This window comes from Burkholderia sp. MR1-5-21 (genome assembly GCF_053427715.1).
The window spans coordinates 1-525 of record NZ_JBSAXD010000124.1 but is presented as its reverse complement, the minus strand read 5'-3'; the positions used below and the strand labels follow the sequence as shown (position 1 = coordinate 525).

The following is a 525-nucleotide window of genomic DNA, read 5'->3' as shown; positions in this document are numbered from 1 at the left end:
GAGGTCCGCGCCGCCGCGGGCGACGCCAAGATGCGCGACGCGAGCTTTCTCGACTACATCCGGTTAGGCATCGAACATATCTTCACCGGCCCCGACCACATGTCGTTCATGCTCGGGCTCGTGCTGATCTCGAGACGCGTGCGCGACTTGCTGTTCGTCGTCACGGGCTTCACGCTCGGCCACAGCATCACCCTCGCCCTCGCGGTGACCGGCGCGTTGCGGCCGAACGCGGATTTCATCGACGCACTCGTAGGCCTGACGATCTTGATCATCGGCGCGGAAAACATTGCGGTGGCGACCCGGAAATCGGGATTCGTAGCGGCGGCCATCGGCCTGCCGCTCGTTGCCATGGCGGTTGCGAGTCTCTTTCACATCGGCACGCTGCCGCCACTGCTGCTCGTCGGGTCGGCGCTCCTTTGCACGAACTACCTGCTGATGTCGGGGCACATGGTCGATACCGGCCGCCTGCGGCTGGTGGTCACCCTGTTGTTCGGGCTGATTCACGGCTTCGGCTTCGCATCAACC

General features: G+C 64.4%; 1 protein-coding gene. It reads left to right on the top strand.

Translation table 11 applies throughout. The features are described 5' to 3' along the window. Positions 1 to 525, top strand: a 525-nt coding sequence (locus ACV229_RS40705; protein WP_448088674.1) for a HupE/UreJ family protein, incomplete at both ends; no start/stop codon positions are given.